Source organism: Asanoa sp. NPDC050611, assembly GCF_040654855.1.
Classification (GTDB): domain Bacteria; phylum Actinomycetota; class Actinomycetes; order Mycobacteriales; family Micromonosporaceae; genus Asanoa.
In genome coordinates this window covers 1-8,051 of record NZ_JBFAIU010000343.1, presented here as the reverse complement: position 1 = coordinate 8,051, position 8,051 = coordinate 1, and the positions used below count along the sequence as shown (strand labels likewise).

At 68.8% G+C, this 8,051-nt stretch carries 7 protein-coding genes; 5 read left to right on the top strand and 2 right to left on the bottom strand.

Going from position 1 to position 8,051, the window contains the following annotated elements; all coding sequences use genetic code 11:
* Positions 1 to 274 (top strand): hypothetical protein (locus AB0H87_RS34250; RefSeq protein ID WP_360155328.1); only part of this gene is annotated, 274 nt, incomplete at its 5' end.
* On the opposite strand, the gene AB0H87_RS34245 is transcribed toward AB0H87_RS34250, so the two are convergent.
* Both AB0H87_RS34245 and AB0H87_RS34240 read right to left on the bottom strand, forming a co-directional pair.
* On the bottom strand, positions 271 to 897 hold the full coding sequence (locus AB0H87_RS34245) for a ThuA domain-containing protein (protein WP_360155325.1): 627 nt from the start codon (positions 895 to 897) through the stop codon (positions 271 to 273). The genes AB0H87_RS34250 and AB0H87_RS34245 overlap by 4 nt on opposite strands.
* A 14-nt stretch (positions 898 to 911) precedes the next feature.
* A complete protein-coding gene (locus AB0H87_RS34240) occupies positions 912 to 1,751 on the bottom strand; it encodes a sugar phosphate isomerase/epimerase (protein WP_360155322.1) in 840 nt (279 codons plus the stop codon).
* A gap of 642 nt (positions 1,752 to 2,393) precedes the next feature.
* Here AB0H87_RS34240 and AB0H87_RS34235 point away from each other — a divergent pair.
* The 4 genes from AB0H87_RS34235 to AB0H87_RS34220 form a co-directional block, all read left to right on the top strand.
* Positions 2,394 to 3,692 (top strand): sugar ABC transporter substrate-binding protein, encoded by a 1,299-nt coding sequence (locus AB0H87_RS34235; RefSeq protein WP_360155319.1) that lies wholly within the window; start codon positions 2,394 to 2,396, stop codon positions 3,690 to 3,692.
* 23 nt (positions 3,693 to 3,715) lie between these two features.
* A complete protein-coding gene (locus tag AB0H87_RS34230; protein ID WP_360155318.1) occupies positions 3,716 to 4,636 on the top strand; it encodes a sugar ABC transporter permease in 921 nt (306 codons plus the stop codon).
* Positions 4,636 to 5,478, top strand: coding sequence for a carbohydrate ABC transporter permease (locus AB0H87_RS34225; RefSeq protein ID WP_360155316.1), 843 nt, complete (start codon positions 4,636 to 4,638; stop codon positions 5,476 to 5,478). Before AB0H87_RS34230 ends, AB0H87_RS34225 begins: the two co-directional genes overlap by 1 nt.
* Before the next feature lie 103 nt (positions 5,479 to 5,581).
* The coding region (locus tag AB0H87_RS34220; protein WP_360155313.1) for a glycosyl hydrolase at positions 5,582 to 8,051 on the top strand (2,470 nt) is incomplete at its 3' end.

Below are 8,051 nucleotides of genomic sequence, written 5' to 3'. Positions count from 1 at the left end.
GACGCCCGACGACCTGTTCTGCGCCGGGCACGTGCAGCTCAGCGACGGCAAGGTGCTGGTGATGGGCGGCAACAAGGCGTACCCGACGCAACTGTGGGGCGTCGACCGGGAGACCCACGCGGAGACGGCCGGCCGCCTGCGCAGCCGCCTGGGCCCGGAGCCGTACGGCCGGCTGACCGCACACGGCGCCGGGCTGGCCCTGCACGACGTGATCGAGCTGGCGGTCGGCACGGGCCCGGGCGGTCGCACCGCCCGGGCCCAGCTGTCCACTTAGGCCAGACGCCCGGCCGACCAGTGGATGCCGCGCCGCAGCACCTCCCGGAACGACGGGTCGCTCCAGGTGCGGTCGTCGTGGCCCGACTGGTAGCAGAACACCCGGCTGTTCCGGAACGTCCGCGTCCACGCGATCGCCCGCACGCTGCGCGGATGGTCCGTGGTGAGGAGAACCGTGTTGTCCGCCGCCGGCTCGGCCATCGCGTACGACTCGTCCACCACGGTGAAGTCGTCGATCCCGCGCGTGATCGGGTGGCCCCCGTCGGCCACCCGGCAGCGCAGCTCCTGCTCGCGGTGATAGCTGAAACGCCGTTGCGTCGTGCCCGACACGGCGTCCCAGAACGGCCACGTCTCGTAGCTCAGGATCGCGTGGTGCAGCAGCACGATCCCCTGCCCGGTCGTGCCGAACTCGTCCTCCAGATAACGCCGGCGCGCGTCGCCCTCCGCCGGCGCCGGAAAGCTCATGTTGTAGAACACGAGCGCGTCGTAACCGTCCCGGCCCGGGTCCTGCGCGAAGATGTCCCACGCCTGGGGATACGCCTCGACGTCCTCGTACGACCGGAACAGCTTCTGGAAGTTGACGACGTCGAACGGGTGCCATTCGGTGATGACGGCGACCTTCATCGGAACACCGCCGCTCAGCCGAAGTGCGTGTCGCGCAGGTCCTGCATGTACTTCAGCGTCACCTGCGTCTCGTAGTGGTAGTTGATCGGGTCCTCCCCGGTCGAGCTCAGCCACGGCGCCGCCACCGAGACCGTGCTGCGGTAGCCGATGTCCTTCAGCACCGTGAACAGCTCGTGGTAGGCCGCCGTCCGCGGCTCGATGTTGGTCTGCGAGTGGCCGTTGCCCTCGCCGGCCATCTGGACGTGGACGCAGTAGTCCGGGTCGGCGCGGACGATGTCGAACGGCTCGCCGAGCTTGATGAAGTAGTTGAGGTCGACCATCATCCTGATCGCCCGGCGGTTGACCGTCTTCGCGAAGGCCAGACCCTCCTGGTAGCTCGGGAACAGGGTGTCCGGGTCGGCGTTCGGCTCCAGCGCGATGTCGATGCCCCACCGCTCGCCCTCGTCGGCGAGGATGTTGCAGAAGCTGACCGCGTCGTCCCACGCCTTGGTCCGCGGGTATCCGTCCGGGCAGCGGAAGAAGCCGCCCCAGACGCCGGCGACCTTGACGCCGATCTCGTGCATCCGGCGGAACGACCGCGCTGCCCAGAACAGCTGCTGCTCCCGGTCGTACGACGGCCCGGAGGCGAACGAGCCGAACCCGTGCAACGGGTCGGTGCCGCTGACGTAGTGGCTGGCGACCGGTGTCGGCACGCCACGGGAGCGGTAGCGGTCGCGGTTCGCGGCCCAGGTCGACTCGCTGTGCAGCGGCAGGATGTGCACGGAGTTGGGGATCTCGTAGAAGTCCCAGCCGTCGGCGATCTCCTCGATGGGGACCACGTCGGTGACAAGGCCGAGCTTGATCGTCTCAGTCATGGTGGCGTGCCTCTTCCCGGTCGCTGCGGACCGATCGATGCGGTGGCAGGCGTGTGCCCACGAACGTCGTCGGCGTGGGCGGTTGACGGCAGGGGAAGCGGAACTGCCGGCCGTGGCGGCGGAGGACCCGGCCTCGCTCACGGCTTCTCGACATAACCACAACCGTGGAGCGGCGGGCAAGGGGGGTCGGCCCGGAAGACCCCCCTTGCTGGCCGTCAGCAAGTGTGGTTACCTCCATGTCACATCGTTTCGTGCTCGTCAACAGGAGGTGTCGGACAGCTCGTACTCGGACTTATCTCAGCTTCGACAGAAGCGCCGGACCGTTGCGCCAGGCCGATGTGGCCCGCGCAAGGGGGATAAGGCTCCGCCGACGGCGCGCGAACACTCGGCCACATGAGGCCGGTTGGTCATACGCGCGAATACCGTCAGTACGACTCTCCGGGCTCCGTGGCACGCCACCCGAATGCCAGCGGTCGTGCGACCGCGCTTCGCGGCATGGGTTCGCGTACATCGTGACTGGAAAGCGACCGCGGCAGCAGTGCCGCGGTGGTTCCGCTCGCCGTGGGAAGCCGGCGGGCGGTCCCGGCCAAAGGTCGCGCACTGCTTTGTCGACTAGGTTTTCCGGCGGAGAGGAACCTAGAAATGAAACGACGTGCCGCGCTGCGCGCGACAGCGGTCATGGTCGCGGCGGCGGTGGGAATCGGGCTCGCCGCGTGCGGAAGTGACACCGAGCAACAGGGTTCGGCCGACCAGGCCGACCTGGTGATGTCGATCTGGGGCAGCACCAACGACACGAAGACCTACCAGGAGCGGGCAGACGCCTACACGGCCGCCCACCCCGGAGTGAAGGTCACCGTCAAGAACATCCCCATCGAGAACTACGACCAGCAGGTCGACACGATGATCGCCGGCGGCAGCTCGCCCGACATCATCCTCGTCGACAGCACGCGCGGCCCGGCGCTCGCGTCGCGCGGCGCGATCCTCGACCTGACTCCGAAGATCCAGTCCGCCGGGCTCAAGCTCGAGGACACCGTGGACGCCAACCGCATCACCGGCTACAACCTCAAGGGCAAGCAGTTCGCCCTGCCCGACCGCGGCGGCAACCTGGTCTTCTACTACAACAGGACGATGTTCGAGAAGGCGAACGTGCCGCTGCCCAAGGCCGGCTGGACCTGGGACGAGTTCACCGACGCGGCCCGGAAGCTGACGATCGTCCAGGGCGGGAAGACCACGCAGTACGGCGTCGCGATCGACAACTGGCCGCAGGCGGTGGAGTCGGTGACCCGCTCGTTCGGCGGCACCATCCTCACCGAGGGGCTCGACGGGCCCGCGATCGACTCGCCGCAGTTCCGCACGGGCCTGCAGACCTACAACGACCTGGCGACGAAGCTCAAGGTCTCGCCGACCCTGCAGGACTACGCGGACTTCGGGCAGAACGTCAACCGGGACGCGCTGTTCGCGCAGGGCAAGACCGCGATGATCTGGGCCGGCCTGTGGGACATTCCCGACTTCGTCAAGCAGGGCCTGAGCTTCGGGATCGCCCCACCGCCCAGTCCCGACCCCGTCAACCCCACGATGATGGCGTTCGGCACCGGCCTCGCGGTCGGCTCCCGCTCGAAGCAGCAGGACGCCGCGTGGGAGGTGGTCAGGTACATGTTCTCGGTCGACGGCCAGAAGCCGATCGTCGCCAACCAGCAGGACGTGCCGAGCGCGAAGGCACTGATCCCGGAGTGGGAGAAGGCGCTGCCGCAGGGTGTCTCGTACGCGGAGCTGACCAAGGCCAGCAACCAGGTCTTCTCCGCGCCGCGGCCGCCGCAGGCCAACCAGATCGCCAAGCAGGTCGAGCAGGACCTCTACCCGTTCTTCACCGGGGGCGCGACGGTGGAGGAGGCGACCTCCACCGCGGCGTCGCACATCAAGGCCGTCCTGGCCGGCAGCTGAAAGGCGGTTGACCGGTGGGAACCATGGCCCGGAGCAGGCGGTCGCCGGTGCGTCGCCCGTGGTCGAACAGGACGCGGGAGACGGTCGCCTTCTACCTGTTCATGCTCCCGTGGATCGTCGGCATCCTGGCCCTCTACGCGGTGCCGCTGGTGGCCAGCGTGGTGCTCAGCTTCACCAACTGGGACCTCTTCCAACCGCCGCAGTGGGTGGGCCTGCGCAACTACGCGAGCCTGCTCACCGGCGAGGGGAGCAACTTCTGGTTGGCGTTGCGCAACACCGCGTACTACGCCGCGATCCTGGTGCCGGTCAACCTCGCCCTCAGCATCGCGTTCGCGATGCTGCTCAACCAGCCCATCGTGCTGCGCAGGTGGTTCCGCACCGCGTTCTACCTGCCCAGCACGATCCCCATCGTCGCGGTCGTGATGCTGTGGAGCTGGTTGCTGGCACCGTCGGGCATCGTCAACTCGCTGCTGTCGGTGGTCGGTGTCGACGGGCCCGCGTGGCTCGTCGACCCCGACCGGGTCAAGGACGGCCTGATCATCATGGGCGTCTGGCAGCTCGGCGGCGGTGTCGTGCTGTTCCTCGCCGCGCTGCAGGGCATACCGCGCTACCTCTACGAGGCGACGACGATCGACGGCGCGGGTCCGTGGCGGCAGTTCCGGTCGATCACGGTGCCGATGCTCTCGCCGATCATCCTGTTCAACCTGATCAACGGGATCATCGGCGCCCTGCAGGTCTTCACCCAGGTGTACGTCGTGACGCAGGGCCACAACGCCGGCGCGCTGATGATGGTGCCCTTCCTCTACGAGAACGCGTTCGAGTTCAACAAGATGGGCTACGCCTCGGCGATCGCGGTCCTGCTGTTCGTCATGATCATGCTGTTGACGCTGGTCATCCTGCGCTGGTCACGACGGTGGGTCCACTACGAAGGCGAGGTGAGCTGATGGGTCCGCGGTTCGTCCGGCGGATCCCGGTCTACGTGGTCCTCCTGTTCGGCACCGCGCTGATGGTGCTGCCGCTGCTCTGGATGGTCAGCACCTCGCTGGCGAGCACGAAGTACGTCACGACGTTCCCGCCGAAGCTGTTCCCGGACAGCTTCGCGTTCGCGAACTACGGCCGGATCTTCTCGGACACCGACCTGGGGCGCTACCTGTTCAACTCGGTGGTCATCGTGATCCCGTCGATGATCGGCCAGGTGGTGGCGTCGTCGTTCGCCGGCTACGCGCTGGCCCGGCTGCGGGCGCCCGGCCGGCGGATCTGGTTCGTGGTCACGCTGGCCACGCTGATGATCCCGTACGAGGCGACCATCGTGCCGACCTTCGTCACGTTCCAGTACCTCGGCTGGATCAACACGTTCTGGCCGCTGATCGTCCCGCAGCTGTTCGGCAGCGGCTACAGCATCTTCCTGATGCGGCAGTTCATCATGCAGATCCCGACCGAGTACGACGAGGCCGCGCGGCTGGACGGCCTGGGCTACTTCGGCATCTGGCGGCGCATCATCGTGCCGTTGTCGGTGCCGGCGCTCGCCACGGTCGCCATCTTCACCTTCACCTTCCAGTGGGGCAACTTCCTCGGGCCGCTGATCTACATCAACGACCCCGACAAGTACCCACTCGCGCTGGGCCTCTACGCCATGACCCAGACCAGCAACGTGGGGCAGACCCCCGACTGGAACCTGATCATGGCCGGCGGCATGCTGCTGACCGTACCCATGGTGATGGTCTACTTCTTCGGCCAGCGCTTCCTCTACGAGGGCGGCAACGCGTTGGGCCAGATCCGGGTCTGATCCTGAGAGCGCTCTCTCGTCAACTGAGAACCCATTGACATATGCCGCTGGGTTTGGTGACCTGCTCAGCAACAGAACGCCCCCGACCGTCCCCGGAGGCTCCATGAAACCGTTCTCTCGCCGGTGGCGCGCGCCCGCGGCCGTCCTCGCCGTGGCGCTGGTGACCACCGCGCTCTCCTTCACGATGCTCGACCCCGCCGGTGCCGCTCCGCTGGGCGCCGGCAGCTACGCCACCAGCCGCCCGGCCGGCGCCTCCGCGCCCGTCGCGTGCGCCGGCGTGTCCGCCAACCCCCGCCTCTACGTCACGGCCAACGCGCCGGCCGGTGCGGTGCCGACCAACGACTGGTGGTCGTCGCTGCTCTACAAGCGCGACAACGTCGGCTGCCAGTATTCGGCACCCCTGCACGCGCACCCGATGTCGTTCCAGCCGGCCGCCGACGGGCTCGGCGTCTCCTACACCACCACGCCGAGCATCTCCGGCACGCCGACGACCGTGGGGGAGTACCACTACCCGTACAGCCGGGAGTTCACCCTCGGCGTCGCCGGGCTCAGCTCGCCCGACGTCAAGGTCGACGGCTGGACCGACTGGACCGTCTCGCCGTACTGGGCCGGCAACGGCCGCACGCTGCGCGCCACGATCGGGCACGGGCTGCCGTTCGTGTACGCCCAGGTGACCGGCGGCAACGCGGTGCTGTCGTTCCCGAGCGCCCCGGCCGTCTGGGTCAACAGCGGCAACCGGGTCGGCTTCACCATGCGCGGCCACGACTACGTCGCGTTCGCGCCGACCGGTGCGACGTGGACGGTCAGCGGCACCACGATCACGTCCACCCTGGCCGGTCGCGGATACCTGTCGGTGGCGCTGCTGCCGACCACCACCTCGACGCCGGCCGCCGAGCGGACCGCGCTGGCCGACAGCTACGCCACCTACGCGCACCGGCACGTCACCGGCACCACGGTCAGCTGGTCGTTCAACCAGGCGACCAGCACGGTCAACGCCACCTACGCGTTCGCCACCACCGCCCGCGAGGGCACCGGCGGCCCGACGGTCGTCTCGCTGTATCCCCACCAGTGGAAGAACCTGGCCGCAGGCGCCCCCATCACGCCGACGTACGTGTCGGCCCGCGGGCCGATGAGGACGCTGGTCGGGGTCTCCTCCTTCACCACCGCCATCCGGTTCAACGGGGTGCTGCCCGAGGTCCCGGCCGTCGCCACGTCGACCGGCGCCGACCTGACCACGCTCGGCACGCTGCTCGACCAGGTGGCGAACGGCGACCCGCTCGCCGGCGTCGGCAACGACACCTACTGGACCGGCAAGGGCCTCGGCCGGGCCGCCCGGCTCGCCGAGATCGCCGACCAGCTCGGCCGCACCGCACAGCGGGACCGGATGCTCTCGGCGATCCGTACCCGGCTCACCGACTGGTTCACCGCCTCGACCGGCAAGACCCAGCGCGTCTTCGCCTACGACGCCGCCTGGGGGACGCTCGTCGGCTTCCCGGCCTCGTACGGGTCGGACACCGAGCTCAACGACCACCACTTCCACTACGGCTACTTCATCGCGGCGGCGGCCACGCTGGCCCGGTTCGACCCGGGCTGGGCGGCGCAGTCGCAGTACGGCGCGATGGTCAACCTGCTGATCCGCGACGCCAACAGCTGGCAGCGCGCCGACCCGATGTTCCCGTTCCTGCGCGACTTCGACATCTACGCCGGACACGACTGGGCCTCCGGGCACGCGGCGTTCGGCGCCGGCAACAACCAGGAGTCGTCGTCGGAGGGGATGAACTTCGCCAACGCCCTGATCCAGTGGGGCATCGCCACCGGGCAGACCGCGGTCCGCGACGCCGGCCTGTTCATCTACACCACCCAGGCACAGGCGATCCAGGAGTACTGGTTCGACTCGTCCGACACCAACTACCCGGCGGCGTTCGGGCACAGCGCGGTCGGCATGGTCTGGGGCGACGGCGGCGCGTACGCCACCTGGTTCAGCGGCGAGCCCGAGATGATCCAGGGCATCAACCTGCTGCCGATCACCGGTGGCTCGCTCTACCTCGGGCAGCGGCCGTCCTATGTGAACACCAACTGGGACGAACTGGTGCGCAACAACGGCGGCCAGCCGACCGTGTGGCAGGACGTGCTCTGGTCGTTCCGGGCGCTCGGCTCCGGCGGGTCCGGTGACGCGGCGCTGGCCGCGCTGCGGGCGAACCCGAGCTATCCGCCCGAGGACGGCGAGACCAGAGCGCACACCTTCCACTGGGTGCGCAACGTCGCCGCGCTCGGGACGGTCGACACCACGGTGACCGCGGACACGCCGTTGTACGCGGTGTTCACGAAGAACGGCGTCCGGACGTACGTGGCGACCAACGTGTCGGCGAACCCGGTCACCGTGCGGTTCTCCGACGGCCGCACGCTCACGGTGGCGGCCGGCCGCACGGCCACCACGGGCGCGTTCACCTGGAGCGGCGGTGGCGGGGTGGCGAACCCGCCGACCGACCCGCCGACCAGCAACCCACCGACCAGCAACCCGCCGACCAGCAACCCGCCGACCAGCAGCCGGTACATCACGGCGCTCATCGCCA